Source organism: Paraburkholderia azotifigens (assembly GCF_007995085.1).
Lineage (GTDB): Bacteria > Pseudomonadota > Gammaproteobacteria > Burkholderiales > Burkholderiaceae > Paraburkholderia > Paraburkholderia azotifigens.
On sequence record NZ_VOQS01000003.1, the window covers coordinates 1,031,903 to 1,046,947 of the forward strand.

Sequence of the window (15,045 nt, forward strand, 5' to 3'; positions counted from 1 at the left end):
TGTAACGGACGTTCCGTCCCGCTAATCTGACGCGCATCGCAGACGCGGAGCGCGCACATGATCACACTACGAAGTCTTCTCGCGGCGTTCACCGTCGCCTTGCTGACTTCGTGCGCGAGCCTGCCGCCGCAAGCGGACCGCATCGAAACGCACGCCGTCGCGGGCACGCAGAACACCCGGCTTGGCATTGCGTTCACGCCGCAGGAAAAGAAGCACCCGGGCGAGTCCGCATTCCATCTGCTGCCGGATGCCGTCAACGCGCTAGTCGCGCGCCTCGTGCTCGCCGAAGCCGCGGACCGCACGCTCGACTTGCAGTACTACATCTGGCACGACGATCTGACGGGCCGCGAACTCGCGGCTGCCGTGATGCGCGCCGCCGATCGCGGCGTGCGCGTGCGGATCCTGCTCGACGATCTCGGCACGAATGCCGACGACAAGCTGCTGCTCGCGCTCGACGCACATCCGAACGTGCAGATTCGCCTCTTCAACCCCGTCGCAAACCGTACGTTCAAGAAGCTCGGCATGGCCGCCGAGTTCTTTCGCGTGAACCGGCGCATGCACAACAAGTCGATGATCGCGGACAACCAGGGCGCGATACTCGGCGGACGCAATATCGGCGACGAGTACTTCGGCGCGTCGAGCGACGTCGCATTCGGCGATCTCGACGTGCTCGTGCATGGTCCCGTCGTGCCCGAGGTTTCGCAGGCGTTCGACCTCTTCTGGAATTCGGCGGCATCGTATCCGATCGATGCGCTGATGGGCCGCAAGGCGGACGCGGCAGCACTCGCCGACGCGCGCAGCAAGCTCGACGCGTATCTCGTCTCCGAAGAAAACAACCCCTATGTCGTGAATGCGCGCGAGCGGCTCACGCAGGTCATTCATTCACAGGACGCCGTGTTTTCATGGGGCAAAGCCACGCTGCTCTACGACGACCCCGCGAAAATCACCCGTTCGCCGGGCAATTCGAAAGGCCATCTGATGACGCAGTTCAAGGCGCTCGAGCTGCAGCCGACGCAACAGATGCTCGTCGTCTCGCCGTATTTCGTGCCTGGAAAAGAAGGCGTCGCATGGCTTTCCGGTCTCACGCAACAGCATGTGCGCGTCACCGTACTGACCAATTCGCTCGCCGCCACGGACGTCGCCGCCGTGCACGCCGGTTATCAGCGCTACCGCAAGGCGCTGCTCGAAGCGGGCGTGCGGCTTTACGAACTGAAGCCCGCCGCGGACCACAAGACGGGCGAAAAGGCGGAAGACAAAGGCGAAGACAAAGCCGAAGACAAGAAGCATCTATTCGGCTCGTCGAAAGCGTCGCTGCATGCGAAAACCTATGTATTCGACCGTGAAAGCATCTTTATCGGCTCGATGAATCTCGACCCGCGCTCCGTCGAACTCAACACGGAAATCGGCGTGTATTGCGAAAGCGCGGCGGCGGCCGCGCAGGTGGTGGATACGCTGGAGCCCTCGCTCGATCGCATCGCGTGGCGGCTCGAATTGCGCCCGAATCCGAACGGCACGAGCAGCATCGTATGGATGGACACGGCGGCCGACGGCACCGTGAAAGTACTCGACAGCGAGCCGGACGTGTCGGGACTGCGCAAGGCGGGCATCTGGTTTCTCGGCATTTTGCCGATCGAATCACAGCTTTAGCCTACGGCTCACACCCGCACCGTTTTTACGCGCTTTTTACGCGCGACGCCCAATTCTTTTGAAAATCTCGACGGCAATGTTCTTAGAGTGCTTGCATCCGGGCTCGTACCAGACGACATGCAAGAACAACAACTCGACTTAGCCAAAGCACGCTGGAAGGTCACGGTAGTCAAGCTCGCATTGATGGCGGCGAGCCTCGCGCTATGCAGCGCGCTGCCGTTCGCACACGCGCAGGCGGAACCCGCGCCCGAAGCATCGCAGGCGACCAGCACGCCGTTTCTCCCCTCGCCCGCCGACATCGTCGCGACTTTGCGTGCGCAGTTCCGCGTCTCCGCCACCGATGCGCTCGCCATCGCGCAAGCCGTGCTCACCGAAGCCGACCGCTATTCGATGTCGCCCGTGCTGCTGTTGTCGGTCATGGCGGTCGAATCGGGCTTCGATGCACACGCCGTGAGCACGCTCGGCGCGCGCGGACTGATGCAGGTGTTGCCCGCCGCGCATCCGCGCGCCTTTGCCAACGTGAAGGAACTCGACGATCCCGCCATCAACGTGCGCATCGGCTCGTCGATTCTGCGCGGCTACCTCGACGCCTCGGGCGGCGATGTCGATGCCGCGCTGTGGCGCTATAGCGGCGGCGGCAAAGGCTATGCGCGCCGCGTCGCGCTGCATATGCGGCGCTTCAATGCGGTCTTGCGCACCGGCCCGCAACCGCTCGAAAAAATCTCGCCGGGCGCGCTTCCCTGACTTCAGTTGCCGGGCGTCATCAGCTGTTGCGCGAGCGCATGTGCGTGCGGCGTGAGCGCCGCAAAGTCCCGCGCGCACAGATGCAGACGCCGCGTCGTCCAAGCCTCCGACAACGGCAGGACGACGATGTCCGCATCCCGCAGCGGCTGCGTGCAGGCAGCGGGCAGTATCGCGATCCCTACGCCCGCCGCGATCAGACGGCCCAGATCGGCGACATTGCGCAGACGCACGCGATACTGCATCTGCCTGCCGAGCCGCGATGCGCGCTCGGTCAGATGCCGCTCCAGCGCCGCATCGGAAAGTCCGACGAACGGCTCGTCGACGATATCCGCGAACGCGACGCGCGCCTCGTTCGCCACGCGATGCGCACGGCTCGCAGCGACTACCAGTTGATCGTCGGCGATCATGTGCGTCTGCAGCGCCGCGAGATCGGCGATATCCGCGACGATGCCGAGATCCGCGCGCCCTTCGGCGACGGCACGCACGATGTCCGCGCTCGGGCGCTCATCGATATCGACGGAAAGATCGGGATGCTCAGTCAGGAAGCGGCAGATCTGTTCGGGCAGGAACGACGCGAGCGCAGCCGTGTTCGACATCAGATGCACACGGCCTTTCAGGCCCTTCGCATAGCTGCGCAATTCGCCCCGCATCTGCTCGATCTGCCCGACGATCAGCCGCGCATGACGCACGAGGGCCTCGCCTGCAGGCGTCGCGCGCACGCCGCGGCGCGTGCGTTCCAGCAACGGCGTGCCCAGCGCCGACTCCATGCCGGAAATGCGCTCGCTCGCCGAAGCAAGCGCGAGATGCATGGCCTGCGCGCCGCGCGTGAGGCTTCCTTGCTCGACGACCATCAGGAATAGCCGCAAATCGGTGAGGTCGAAACGCGATGTGGTCATCTTCGTCTGAGGCGAACGCTGGCATCGGAGAATCCCGATTGTAGCCGCGAAGGCCGCGCCGCTATGATGCGTCGCATGAACGATCTATTCCTTGTGGCAGGCGCCGGGCTGGTGGCAGGCGGCATGAACGCGCTGGCGGGCGGCGGCTCTTTCGTCACGCTGCCCGCGTTGATTGCAGCGGGCGTGCCTTCGGTTCAGGCGAACGCTTCGAGCACCGTCGCGCTGTATCCGGGCGGACTCGCGAGCGCGTGGGCGTATCGCGACGGGCTCGGGCCGATCGGCCCCGTGCCGCTGCGCGCGCTGCTCGCCACGACGCTCGTCGGCGGCGTGTGCGGCGCGTTGCTGTTGCTGCTCACGCCGTCGAAGACCTTCGATATCGTCGTGCCCTGGCTGCTGCTCGTCGCGACGCTCGCGCTCGCGTTCGGCAAGCGCTTCGGCGAATGGATGCGGCAGCGCTGGCACATCGGGCAAGTCACCGTGCTCGTGATCCAGTTCGCGCTCGGCGTGTATGGCGGCTATTTCGGCGGCGCGGTCGGCATCATGATGATGGCCATCTGGGGACTGCTCGACAGCCGGGAACTGAAGCTGCTCAATGCGCCGCGCACGCTGCTCGTGAGCGCCGCGAACACGATGGCCGTCGTCGCGTTCGTCATCGCGCACGCGGTGCACTGGCCCGTCACCCTCGTCATGCTGATCGGTGCGACGCTCGGCGGCTACGGCGGCGCGCAGGTGGGCCGCCGCGCGCCTGCGAAGGTCATTCGCTACGGCACGCTGCTGCTGACGGCCTGCATCACGATTGCGTTTTTCGTGCGCGCCTACGCGTCAGGGAAGTGATTTCAGCCATGCCGCGCGGCGCAGCGTGCGCGCCGTTTCGCCTCGCGGCGTGAGCATCGCGAGCACGATCGCCACGATGAAAAGTGCGGGCACATCGCCGAGCAGGTGGGCGCGATGCTCGCCATGCATCAGCGACTGCACGGTCATGACGGCCCCATGCACGACGCTCGACCACACGGTGAACCAGATCAGGCTCAGATGTTCGAGCGGATCGCGCGCGGCGATCAGCAGAAACACGCCGAGCGTCGCGTAGATGCCGACGATCATCAGCGGGTAGTCCGAGTAGCCCGTATGCCACGCCCATCCGGACGGCCAGACGATCATTAGCGGATAGAAGCAGACGAGCGCGATCAGCCCGATGCAGATGAGCGCGATGCGCAGGTACGCGATACGTTTGGCAAGATTCATGAGAGGCCTCCCGGGCGGCGTTGCGGCTGGCCCCTCATATGATAGACGCTAGCCCGCCTGCCCCTGACGATGCGGTTGCTGCAGCGCTTCGTCGACGCGCGGCGGATGCCGGTGATCGCGCGCAGCCTGATCGTGGCCGTGGTGCTCGGCCACGCGCGCCGGTCCATGCTGTATTCCCTGCTGTGTTCCCTGCTGTGTTCCCCGCTGCGGTCCATGCTCCGCGTGCCGCTCCTGCGCCGGATGCGGCTGATGCGCATACCCGGGCCGCTCGCCATGCGCAGGCGGACGATGCTCGTCGCGGCGCGGCGCCATCGCGTGAACGGGCGGATGCCCGCCATGACGCGCCATTTCGACGCGCAGGTGTTCGCGTCGGCGGAAAACTTCGGCGCGCCGGTCGCCGCGCGCGTAAAAATGCCGATGACGCTTACCGTCCGGACCCACCACCCAGAGATACGTGTTGCCGCCGACGAACACCACGTCGCGATCCACCACACCCGCGATATACACGTCGCTCGGTGCGGCGACATAGACGGGCTGCGGCGCGGGCGCCGGCGCGCGTACGACGACGGCGGGCGGCGGCGGCGGCTGCACCGCGACGACGGCGGGACGCGGCCTGGCGGGCGCGGCAGCAATCTGCTGCTCGCTGGTGACGCAACCGGCTAGCGCGGCGAATGCGGCAACTGCGGCGAAAGATGTGGCCAGCTTCATCGTGTTCAAATGCGGCTCCCCGTTTTATGTGGTCGTTCTGATTCGCCCGCATTAACGGCACAGTCTTGCAGAAGCTTTAGCGCAGCGAAGGCCGCGCGGCGAGCGCCTGTATCATCGGTGTCGAGTCGATCCCTGCGACGCCGCACCGGAATGAACCGCAACGCCTTGCCCGAGGAGCACAGCGTGAACGTCAGTGAAGCCGTCACCAGCCGTAAATCCGTCCGCCAGTTTCTTCCCACGCCCGTCGCACCCGACGTGATCCGCCGCGTGCTCGCCACTGCCGCGCGCGCGCCTTCGGGCGGCAATCTGCAACCGTGGCACATCCACGTGGTGGGAGGCGACGCGCTCGCGCGTCTCAAGCACATCATGCGCGAGCGCATCGCGGATGCGCCGGACGGCGAGGAGATGGAATACGACGTCTATCCGCCAAGCCTGCATTCGCCGTATCGCGAGCGGCGCTTTCAGGTCGGCGAGGATCTTTACCGCAGCATCGGCGTCGCGCGTGAGAACCGTCCCGCACGTCTCGCGCAGTTCGCGCGCAACTTCACGTTCTTCGACGCGCCGCTTGCGCTCTTCTGCACCGTCGACCGCCGGATGGGTCCGCCGCAATGGTCCGATCTCGGCATGTTCATGCAGACGGTCATGCTGCTGTTGCGCGAAGAAGGCTTGCATAGCTGCGCACAGGAATGCTGGGCACAGTATCCGACGACGATCGGCGCGTTTCTGAATCTGCCCGACGACCGCATGCTGTTCAGCGGCATGGCGATCGGCTACGAAGACACGAGCGCCGCGATCAACCAGTGGCGCGCGCAGCGCACGCCGCTGGAAGAATTCACGCAGTTCATCGGCATCTGATCATTGCAGTGTCAGTGCGGCAAGTTCATGACGCTTTCGCCGGCATGAACATGAACGACGGCGTCGGCACGAATTGCCCGGACACCTCGCCGGAATAGACCTGGCCTTGAGCGATGGTGAGTTTGAGCACGGGCGCGCCCGGCTTCAGATCCAGCTTGCGAAGATCGACCCAGAATGTATCGGGGCGCGTCGCCGAATCGAAGTAATAGACAAGGTTCGTTTCATCGGCGACGGTGCGCCAGATTGTCGACGAAAGATTCGGCTGGTCCGGCGTGCTGATGCCGAGCGGCACGCTGACCGAGCGCATCACGCTCATCACGCCCGCGACGGCCTGATACGCATACGAACGCTTCGGCACGCCGACGATGTAATTCGGATCGAGCTGCTTCGGAATCGCATCGAGCAGAAACGACGCGCGCACGAAACGGTCGGCCGCGCGATTGGTGCCTGGCAGGAACGTCTGGCCGCCGACGCCCCGCCAGTATGTGTCGAGTGCAAGCTGCTCGCTGTAGATGGGCGAATTCGTCATGATCCTGTACGACTTGCCATGATGGATGACGAGCTTGCCGTCCAGATACTCGAGGATCGCGGAATCGCCGCTCGCGTCCGACAGCGACAGATGAATGGTAAGCGGCTTGCCATTCGGCAGCGGCGGCGCAATGATCTGGAACGGCTCCTTGCCGAGTACATCGACGGCCTCGGCGACTGTCGCGAAGTTGTCGAGTGCGTACTGCGCCCACAGGCTGATCGACATCGGCGCGCGCGCAGGATCGGGCTTGCCGTAATCCGTCTCGGACAGATAAAGCGCGTTCGCCACCAGCCCGCGCTCGTTCATTCCGTCAACGCTGCCTATTTCATAGCCCGACACGATCACGCTGCCGTACTTCGCTTTCCAGCGCGGCGAACGCGGCCCCGCGCGCCCATCCCGCTCGATGCCCGCGGGAAACACCCACAGGTTCGACATCATGTCTTCGGACCAGTCCATCGTGCGGCCCGTAATGACGAGATTGCCGTCGCCCACATAGAGCGCGCGCGTGCACGCGTCGGCTGTCAATGCAATGAAGAGCGCGGCAACGGCCGCGAATGCAGCAGAGAACTTCGCAAACGGTGTACGCATCAGCTTTCCCTCGTTTGGCCCGCGACAGTTGCAAATCCACCCACCGTATTCTGTACCGTGTATGACGAAACCGCATGCATACAGCGCAGCCTGCCGTCACGTTTCGCGCGTTGGTGAGAAAATCACGGGCATATTGCAACCAACCTGAGTGCATCCGATGTTCGAAGCCACCATCAACACCGAGCTGCCCAAAGCCGCGTTCTATCAGGAACTCGCGTCGCAGGCGTGCTCGCTTCTCGAAGGCGAATCGAATCAGATCGCCAATGCGGCCAATCTGTCCGCACTGCTTTTTCACAGCCTGCCGCAACTGAACTGGGCAGGCTTCTATTTCGCAATCGACGGCGAACTGGTCGTCGGACCGTTTCAGGGTAAGCCAGCCTGCGTGCGCATTCCGATGGGACGCGGCGTATGCGGCCACGCTGCGCAAACGCGCGAAACGCAGGTCGTGCCCGATGTCGATGCGTTCCCGGGACATATCGCGTGCGATTCGGCGTCGCGTTCCGAGATCGTGATTCCGCTGCAAAAGGCGAACGGCGAGCTGGTCGGCGTGCTCGATATCGACAGCCCCGTGCTCGAACGTTTCGACGACGAAGACCGGCGCGGACTCGAAGAAGTCGCGAGGATCTTCGTCGCGTCGCTGGGCTAGGCGGCCTTTCGCATCGTCGAAAAAAGCCGCCGCAAACGAAAAACCCCGAAGGCCTTTCGACTTTCGGGGCTCATTCAACGCAGTCGGCAACCGCCGTCACACGCCTTGCTTTACAGCGCGCGGTTCGGCGTCGTGCTTTCCTTCTTCACCGACTCCAGCGCAGCCGCCACGCCTTGCCCGTATGCGGGATCGGCTTTCGTGCAGTGCTCGATATGCAGCTTCTGGATCGGCTCCGACACGCCCGCCAGCGAGCGCGCCGTGTTGTCGAACAGCGCCTGCTTCTGCTGCGCCGACATCAGGCGGAACAGGTTGCCCGGCTGCGAGAAGTAGTCGTCGTCGACACGGTGGTTCCAATGGTCGGCAGCGCCTTCGACCGACAGCGGCGGTTCGCTGAAATCCGGCTGATCGACCCATTCGCCGCGCGTGTTCGGGTTATACGACGTCGCGCCGCCCGCATTGCCGTCGACGCGCATGAAGCCGTCGCGATGATAGCTGTGGACCGGGCACTTCGGCGCGTTCACGGGAATCAGGCTGTGGTTCACGCCCAGCCGGTAGCGCTGCGCATCGCCATACGAGAACAGGCGGCCTTGCAGCATCTTGTCCGGCGAGAAGCTGATGCCCGGCACCACGTTGGCAGGATTGAACGCGGCCTGCTCGACATCGGCGAAATGGTTCTCCGCGTTGCGGTTCAGCTCCATCACGCCCACTTCGATCAGCGGATAGTCCTTCTTCGGCCAGACCTTGGTCAGGTCGAACGGGTTGTACGGCGTCTTCGATGCGTCCTTCTCCGGCATCACCTGCACGAACATCGTCCACTTCGGGAATGCCTTGTTTTCGATCGATTCGTACAGGTCGCGATGCGAGCTTTCGCGATCGTTGCCGACGAGCGCCGCCGCTTCCGCATCCGACAGATTCTGGATGCCCTGCTGCGTATGCAGATGGAACTTCACCCAGAAGCGTTCCTTGTCCGCATTGATGAAGCTGAACGTGTGGCTGCCGAAGCCATGCATATGACGGAACGTCTTCGGAATGCCGCGATCGCTCATCACGATCGTCACCTGATGCAGCGCTTCGGGCAGTTGCGTCCAGAAGTCCCAGTTGTTTTCGGCGCTGCGCAAGCCCGTACGCGGGTCGCGCTTGACTGCGTGATTCAGGTCGGGGAACTTCAGAGGATCGCGCAGGAAGAACACGGGCGTGTTGTTGCCGACCAGATCCCAGTTGCCTTCGTCCGTATAGAACTTCACGGCAAAGCCGCGAATGTCGCGTTCAGCGTCGGCGGCGCCGCGTTCGCCCGCGACCGTCGAGAAACGCGCGAACAGTTCCGTCTTCTTGCCGATCTGCGAAAAGATCCTGGCGCGCGTGTACTTCGAGATGTCATGCGTGACCGTGAACGTGCCGAAGGCGCCCGACCCTTTCGCGTGCATGCGGCGCTCGGGGATCACTTCGCGGTCGAAGTGCGCGAGTTTCTCGAGGAACCACACGTCCTGCAACAACGCGGGACCGCGCGGGCCCGCCGTCTGAATGTTCTGGTTGTCTACAACGGGTGCGCCAAAAGCAGTCGTCAACTTGTTCACGTCTAGCCCTCCAACACTTATAGGTAGCTCCGGGGACGCGCCACCGGATCGTACTGTGGGTTTTCCAGCGACAGCGGCCTGACTGCGACCGCTGTCTCCGGAGGCGGAATCGGGACGGCCATGCCGTCGAAATGAAGGCCGCGCGGTGCAAAACACGCGCAGACCAGATACTGCGGGTTATTGCGGAGGCGATCTTAGCGCCATTCGAATGAACGAGCAGCGAAGGGTAAGCGTTTGGCGGCAAGGGATGCATCGCGTTCAAGATGCGGCGCCAAAAGCACTTGAACGATGAATGACGTTCAATGCGCGGCGCATCCTCCCACTATGGAATTGCTCAATCCGATAAAAATTTTAAGTTAGCGCTCGCTTTATTGTCCTTGTCATATAGATACCAGATTGCCGGCCAATGACAGATAACTAACGAGAACATTCGGAACGACACTCGATGTCCACCGCGTTCGCCCACACAGTCGAAGCAAGTTTTGCGACGCTCACGCCCACGGCCAAGCGGATCGCCAGCTATATGCTGGCGAATCTGGAACGGCTCGGCCTGGAGACGGCGGATCAGATCGCGCAGCAGACGGGCACGAGCGGTATCTCGGTGGGACGCTTTCTGCGCAGTGTCGGTTACCGCAATCTCGACGACCTGAAGCGCGAGCTTCGCGGCGCGCAGTCGCGCCCGTGGTTCATCACGGACCGGCTCGACGCTTACCGCAGCGAGCACGACAGCAGCGACGCGAACGGCGTGGACACGAATGAGCCCGCCCCAGCCACCTCGCTCGATCTCGAAGTCGACGCGATCCGCTATGTTTATCAACTCGCACAGGGCGAGACCTTCGCGCGCATCGCGCAGCGCATAGCCGAAGCCGATGCCGTTTTCATTCTCGGCATTCAATCGACGCGCGGCATCTCCAACGCGTTCTATAGCTACCTCGAATACCTGCGCCCGCGCGTGTTCTATTCCGACGGTATGTCCGGCTCGTATGTGGACTCGCTCAATTCGGAGTTCGCATCGCCTTATCTGATCATCACCGACACCCGCGCCTATTCGCGCATTGCACGCCGCTATTGCGAAGCCGCCGCGCGGCGCGAATTGCCTTTTGCGCTCGTCACCGATCTGTATTGCCCGTGGGCGCGCGAGTTTGCTTGCGATCTGATTCAGGCGAAAACGGATGTCGGCCAGTTCTGGGACTCGCTGGCGCCACTCACCTGCCTGTTCAATCTTCTGCTGACATCGATCGTCGAACGGCTCGGCCCCGCCATCGACGAACGCGTCGCGCGCAACCGCGAGTTGCAGCGCGAACTCGATCAATTCGACCTTTGAATCTCATGACCGCTAAACCGCAACTGATCCATATCACGCCGCAAACGCATCGCGTCGAGCTTCAACTCGCCTATGCGACCGCCGACAATTTCACCGGCAAGCCGATCTACAAGGAAGCGCACTGCCTGCTGCTCACGCCCGCAGAAGCGGCGCTGCGCAAAGCCGTCGAACTCGCAGCCAGCATCGGCATGACGCTGCGCATCTTCGACGCATACCGTCCGCCGCAGGCGCAGCAGGTGCTGTGGGACTTCTTGCCCGACCCGACCTATATCGCAGAGCTTGGACGCGGTTCGAATCATAGCCGCGGCACCGCGCTCGATCTGACCTTGATCGACGGCAACGGCGAAGAACTCGACATGGGCACGGGCTTCGATGCAATGGTCAAGGAGTCCGAGCACTTTCACCAGGGGCTGCCGCAGCACGTGCAACGCAACCGGCTGCTGCTGCTCGGCATCATGCATGCGGCCGGCTTCACGCATATCGCCAGCGAGTGGTGGCATTACGAACTGCCCGGCTCGCGCGCGCTGCCTGTCATCGACAACAGCGACAGCGGCCCGCTGAAACTGATGTAGACGCACTGATTCTTCAACGTTTTTCCCGCATGTTCCCTCTCGATACGGAGCGAGTATGAATCTGGTTTTGCGCAATGCGCTAGCGGCAGTGGCCGTCGTTTCGGCCCTGACGCTTACGATGACGACAACAAGCACCGCATTGGCGGCCACGCCGAAAGACATGCTGGTGATCGCCACCACGCTCGACGAATTCTCGACGCTCGATCCGGGCGAAGTGTATGAGCTGGTGCCCGAAGAATATGTCGCGAATACTTATGACCGTCTCGTACGCGTCGATCTGAAAGACCCGTCGAAATTCAACGGCGACGTCGCGCAATCGTGGACGGTCAGCCCCGACGGCCTCACGTTCACGTTCAAGATCCGCCCTGGCCTCAAGTTCCATTCGGGCAACCCGCTCACGGCCGACGACGTCGCATGGTCGATCCAGCGCTGCGTGCTGCTCGACAAGGGCGCAGCCGCCGTGCTGCAAGGCATCGGGCTGACGAAGGACAACGCGCTGCAAAACGTCAAGAAGATCGACGACTCGACAGTCAGCATCACGACCGACCAGAAATACGCGCCCACGTTCGTGCTGAACGTGCTGGGCGCGTGGCCGGCGTCGGTGGTCGACAAAACGTTGTTGATGTCGCACCAGAAGGGCAACGACTTCGGCAACGAATGGCTGCGCACGAATGAAGCGGGCTCGGGTGCCTACAAGCTCGTCAAATGGAGCGCGAACGAAAGCATCATCCTGCAGAAGTTCGACGGTTACAGAATGCCGCTTGCAATGAAGCGGATCGTGATGCGGCATGTGCCCGAAGCCGCGAGCCAGCGTCTGCTCTTGGAAAACGGCGATGCCGACGTTGCGCGCAATCTGAGCCCCGACGATCTCGCCGCGCTCACGAAGGGCAACAAGGTCACCGTGACATCGGTGCCGCAAGCGACGCTGCTCTATCTCGGCCTCAACGTGAAGAACGCGAATCTCGCCAAGCCGGAGGTGCAGGAAGCGATGAAGTGGCTGATCGACTACGACGGCATCCAGAAGAACGTGACGAAGAACACGTTCAAGGTCCATCAGACGTTCCTGCCCGAAGGCTTTCTCGGTGCGCTGAACAGCAATCCGTATCATCAGGACGTTGCGAAGGCGAAAGCCCTGCTTGCGAAAGCGGGCCTGCCGAACGGCTTCAATGTGACAATGGACGTGCGCAGCGCGTATCCGTACAACGAAATCGCGCAAGCGGTGCAAGCCAATCTCGCGCAAGGCGGCATCAAGGTCGAGATCATTCCCGGCGACAACAAGCAGACGCTCGCGAAGTATCGTGCGCGGCAGCACGATATCTATATCGGCGAATGGTCGGCGGATTACATCGACCCGCACAGCAATGCGCAAGGCTACGCGTGGAATCCCGACAATTCGGACAAGTCTTCGTACAAGATGCTTGCGTGGCGCAATTCGTGGGACATCCCCGATCTGACCAAAGAGACCAACGCGGCACTCGCCGAATCGTCGACAGCGAAACGCGCGCAGCTCTATCAGACTATGCAGAAGGAAATGCTCGCGAAGTCGCCGTTCGTCATCATGTTCCAGCAGGTGTCGCAAGTGGCGATGCGTCCGGGCGTGTCGGGTCTCGAAGTCGGCCCGATCAACGACCTCGTGTCGTATCTGCACGTGAAGAAGCAGTAAGCGCATAGCGACATGTCGACCACGCTCACTCCAATCGACCGGGTCCGCGCTGCGTCCACGCGCAGCGCGAGCGTGCGCTGGACGCTGCGCGTGCTGCGCTGGGCGCTCACGCTCGCGATCACGTTCACGGGGCTGCTGGCCGTGACCTTCGTGATCGGCCGCAAGGTGCCGATCGACCCCGTGCTCGCGATACTCGGCGATCGCGCGTCGGCGAGCGCCTACGCGGCCGCGCGTATCCAGCTCGGCCTCGACAAGCCGCTCGCCGAGCAGTTCTTCATCTACGTGAATGCCGTGCTGCACGGTGATCTCGGCGTGTCGCTGCTGACGGCCAACCCGGTGATCGACGACATCAAGCGCGTGTTCCCCGCCACGCTCGAACTGGCGACGCTGGCGACCATCATCGGCGTGCTGATCGGCGTGCCGCTCGGCGTGATCGCGGCGACCCGGCACAACCGCTGGATCGATCATGTCGCGCGATTCATCGGGCTGATCGGCAGTTCCGTGCCCGTGTTCTGGCTGGGCCTGATGGGCCTGCTGCTCTTCTATGCGAAGCTGCATTGGGTATCTGGGCCGGGCAGACTGGACCCTGTGTTCGACGGCATGGTCGATACGCACACGGGCAGTCTGCTGATCTACGCGCTGATTGCCGGCGAATGGGATGTGTTGTTCAACGCGCTGTCGCATATCGCGTTGCCTGCGGCGATACTCGGCTATTACTCGGTTGCGTATCTGAGCCGGATGACGCGCTCGTTCATGCTCGATCAGCTGAATCAGGAATACATCACCACCGCTCGTGCCAAGGGCCTCTCCGAGCGGCGCGTGGTGTGGGTACATGCGTTCGGCAATATCGCCGTGCCGCTGCTCACGGTGATCGCGCTCTCGTATAGCTTCCTGCTCGAAGGTTCGGTGCTGACGGAGATCGTGTTCGCGTGGCCCGGCATCGGCTCGTACCTGACGGGCGCCCTGCTCAATGCCGACATGAATGCCGTGCTCGGCAGCACGCTCGTGATCGGCGTGACCTTCATCGCGTTGAATCTGCTGACCGACGCGCTCTATCGCGTGTTCGATCCGCGCGCCCGCTGATGCAACGGAGACCTTCGACGTGCGACCCCCTGTTGACCGTTCGACACAGGACTGGCCGATGAACGCGCCGCGTCCGACATGGAAAGAATGGCTGCTGACGGACACCCCCGCATCGCGCAAACAGGCGGCGCTGGGCCTTGCGTATCGACGCTGGCGACGCTTCGCGGGCAATCCGTTGTCGGTGTTCGGTCTGTCGATTCTCGTGCTGCTCGTGATCGTCGCGATCATCGGCCCGTGGATCGCACCGCACGATCCGTTGCGACAGGTGCTGTCCGACCGGCTGTTGCCGCCCGGTTCCGCGTCGCACTGGCTCGGCACCGATCAGCTCGGCCGCGACATACTCTCGCGCATCATCTACGGTTCGCGCCTCACGTTGTCGATCGCGATACTCGTGGTGGTCGTGGTCGTGCCCATTGGTCTTTTGATCGGCACGGCGGCAGGCTTCTTCGGCGGTTGGGTCGACAACGTGCTGATGCGCGTGACGGATATCGCGCTGGCGTTCCCGAAGATCGTGCTCGCACTGGCCTTCGCCGCCGCGCTGGGTCCGGGCGTGATCAATGCCGTGATCGCGATTTCGATCACCGCGTGGCCCGCGTATGCGCGGCTGGCGCGCGCCGAGACGCTGCGGCTCGTGCAGGCCGACTTCATTCACGTAGCGCGGCTGCAAGGCGCATCCAGTTTGCGCATCCTGATGCGCTATATCGTGCCGCTGTGTTCGTCTTCCGTGATCGTGCGTGCGACGCTCGACATGGCGGGCGTCATCCTGACCGTTGCGGGTCTCGGCTTTCTCGGACTCGGCGCGCAGCCGCCCAGCCCCGAATGGGGCTTCATGGTCGCGTCGGGCCGCAACGTGCTGCTCGATTCGTGGTGGGTCGCAACGATACCGGGCATCGCGATTCTGCTCGTGAGCCTCGCATTCAATCTGCTCGGCGACGGCTTGCGCGACGTCTTCGATCCGCGTCATGGAGACTGAC

Annotated in this window: 15 protein-coding genes; 10 read left to right on the forward strand and 5 right to left on the reverse strand. The window is 63.1% G+C overall.

Going from position 1 to position 15,045, the window contains the following annotated elements:
* Window positions 1-57: 57 nt before the first annotated feature.
* Complete coding sequence (locus FRZ40_RS21890; protein WP_147235556.1) at window positions 58-1,647, forward strand: phospholipase D family protein; 1,590 nt, start codon at window positions 58-60, stop codon at window positions 1,645-1,647.
* 117 nt (window positions 1,648-1,764) lie between these two features.
* Window positions 1,765-2,391 carry a lytic transglycosylase domain-containing protein gene (locus FRZ40_RS21895; RefSeq protein ID WP_240057255.1) on the forward strand — a complete coding sequence of 209 codons (627 nt, stop codon included), beginning with the start codon at window positions 1,765-1,767 and terminating at the stop codon, window positions 2,389-2,391.
* A gap of 2 nt (window positions 2,392-2,393) precedes the next feature.
* On the opposite strand, the gene FRZ40_RS21900 is transcribed toward FRZ40_RS21895, so the two are convergent.
* A complete protein-coding gene (locus FRZ40_RS21900; RefSeq protein WP_147235557.1) occupies window positions 2,394-3,287 on the reverse strand; it encodes a LysR family transcriptional regulator in 894 nt (297 codons plus the stop codon).
* Window positions 3,288-3,362: 75 nt separating this feature from the next.
* On the opposite strand from FRZ40_RS21900, the gene FRZ40_RS21905 reads away from it, so the two are divergent.
* A complete protein-coding gene (locus FRZ40_RS21905) occupies window positions 3,363-4,121 on the forward strand; it encodes a sulfite exporter TauE/SafE family protein (protein ID WP_147235558.1) in 759 nt (252 codons plus the stop codon).
* On the opposite strand, the gene FRZ40_RS21910 is transcribed toward FRZ40_RS21905, so the two are convergent.
* On the reverse strand, window positions 4,110-4,529 hold the full coding sequence (locus tag FRZ40_RS21910) for a DUF6632 domain-containing protein (protein ID WP_028363690.1): 420 nt from the start codon (window positions 4,527-4,529) through the stop codon (window positions 4,110-4,112). The two genes, FRZ40_RS21905 and FRZ40_RS21910, sit on opposite strands and share 12 nt — an antisense overlap.
* Window positions 4,530-4,577: 48 nt before the next feature.
* Complete coding sequence (locus FRZ40_RS21915) at window positions 4,578-5,237, reverse strand: hypothetical protein (protein WP_240057350.1); 660 nt, start codon at window positions 5,235-5,237, stop codon at window positions 4,578-4,580.
* Window positions 5,238-5,420: 183 nt separating this feature from the next.
* On the opposite strand from FRZ40_RS21915, the gene FRZ40_RS21920 reads away from it, so the two are divergent.
* Entirely contained in the window at window positions 5,421-6,092 is a 672-nt protein-coding gene (locus FRZ40_RS21920) for a nitroreductase (protein WP_147235560.1), read from the forward strand.
* 25 nt (window positions 6,093-6,117) lie between these two features.
* On the opposite strand, the gene FRZ40_RS21925 is transcribed toward FRZ40_RS21920, so the two are convergent.
* Window positions 6,118-7,209, reverse strand: a complete 1,092-nt coding sequence (locus FRZ40_RS21925) for a linear amide C-N hydrolase (protein ID WP_147235561.1) — start codon at window positions 7,207-7,209, stop codon at window positions 6,118-6,120.
* A 157-nt stretch (window positions 7,210-7,366) separates the two neighbouring features.
* Here FRZ40_RS21925 and FRZ40_RS21930 point away from each other — a divergent pair, with 157 nt between their 5' ends.
* Window positions 7,367-7,855, forward strand: coding sequence for a GAF domain-containing protein (locus FRZ40_RS21930; protein WP_147235562.1), 489 nt, complete (start codon window positions 7,367-7,369; stop codon window positions 7,853-7,855).
* Window positions 7,856-7,965: 110 nt separating this feature from the next.
* On the opposite strand, the gene FRZ40_RS21935 is transcribed toward FRZ40_RS21930, so the two are convergent.
* Complete coding sequence (locus FRZ40_RS21935; RefSeq protein ID WP_028363695.1) at window positions 7,966-9,429, reverse strand: catalase; 1,464 nt, start codon at window positions 9,427-9,429, stop codon at window positions 7,966-7,968.
* A gap of 445 nt (window positions 9,430-9,874) precedes the next feature.
* On the opposite strand from FRZ40_RS21935, the gene sapR reads away from it, so the two are divergent.
* The 5 genes from sapR to nikC are packed head-to-tail and all read left to right on the forward strand — an operon-like array spanning window position 9,875 to window position 15,044.
* Window positions 9,875-10,753 carry a sap1 transcriptional regulator SapR gene (gene sapR / locus FRZ40_RS21940; protein WP_147235563.1) on the forward strand — a complete coding sequence of 293 codons (879 nt, stop codon included), beginning with the start codon at window positions 9,875-9,877 and terminating at the stop codon, window positions 10,751-10,753.
* A gap of 5 nt (window positions 10,754-10,758) precedes the next feature.
* Window positions 10,759-11,325, forward strand: coding sequence for a D-alanyl-D-alanine dipeptidase (gene ddpX, locus FRZ40_RS21945; RefSeq protein WP_147235564.1), 567 nt, complete (start codon window positions 10,759-10,761; stop codon window positions 11,323-11,325).
* A gap of 55 nt (window positions 11,326-11,380) precedes the next feature.
* Window positions 11,381-12,988, forward strand: coding sequence for an ABC transporter substrate-binding protein (locus FRZ40_RS21950; protein ID WP_147235565.1), 1,608 nt, complete (start codon window positions 11,381-11,383; stop codon window positions 12,986-12,988).
* A 12-nt stretch (window positions 12,989-13,000) separates the two neighbouring features.
* Window positions 13,001-14,071 carry an ABC transporter permease gene (locus FRZ40_RS21955; RefSeq protein ID WP_147235566.1) on the forward strand — a complete coding sequence of 357 codons (1,071 nt, stop codon included), beginning with the start codon at window positions 13,001-13,003 and terminating at the stop codon, window positions 14,069-14,071.
* A 58-nt stretch (window positions 14,072-14,129) separates the two neighbouring features.
* Entirely contained in the window at window positions 14,130-15,044 is a 915-nt protein-coding gene (gene nikC, locus FRZ40_RS21960) for a nickel transporter permease (protein WP_147235567.1), read from the forward strand.
* Window position 15,045: the final 1 nt, after the last annotated feature.